Origin of the sequence: Lelliottia nimipressuralis (assembly GCF_004115925.1) — a bacterium.
Taxonomy (GTDB): domain Bacteria; phylum Pseudomonadota; class Gammaproteobacteria; order Enterobacterales; family Enterobacteriaceae; genus Enterobacter; species Enterobacter nimipressuralis.
This window is the reverse complement of record NZ_SDDX01000055.1, coordinates 1-525: the sequence shown is the minus strand read 5'-3', so window position 1 is coordinate 525 and position 525 is coordinate 1. Positions and strand designations below refer to the sequence as shown.

At 40.2% G+C, this 525-nt stretch carries 1 pseudogene; it reads right to left on the bottom strand.

The features are described 5' to 3' along the window. Positions 1 to 386: 386 nt before the first annotated feature. Positions 387 to 525: pseudogene (locus ETG88_RS22150) on the bottom strand (formate dehydrogenase); the annotation flags it as partial.

Genomic DNA, 525 nt, shown 5'->3' with positions numbered 1-525 from the left:
AAAATCACGATGGTCAGGCAAATAATAAAAACAATGCCTAACACAGTTTTTAATGGCGTCATGCCTTTTACTCCTTGCATTTATAAGAATAAGAGGCTAACTTCAACTTGTGGGAGTTGATGTTGTTTTGTAGCCTCGGGTGAGTTTAACTTTCCCGGGGCTTTCAACTTTCTGCTCCTCACACATGCTCAAAACAGAAAGTCTTAAGCACCCGCCGCCATCTTATCCTTCTGAATTAAAATGCAAAGATGTAATTCCCGCATTTAAAAGTTGCATTGATTTCTGCGAGCTACATTCCAGAATAATATTGATAAAATTAATGCTAAGTATACAAATAAAAATGGGGTGAATATCTCACCCCATTTATTCATTGAATATCTACTTATTTAACCCATTGCGCTTTCGCGTAGGCGGGCTTTCAATTTCGTGTATTCATCAATCACATATTGCTCGGCGCTTTGCTGATCGGCAATCGGCTCCACGCGCACGGCGCAATACTTATACTCAGGCGTTTTGGTTATCGGG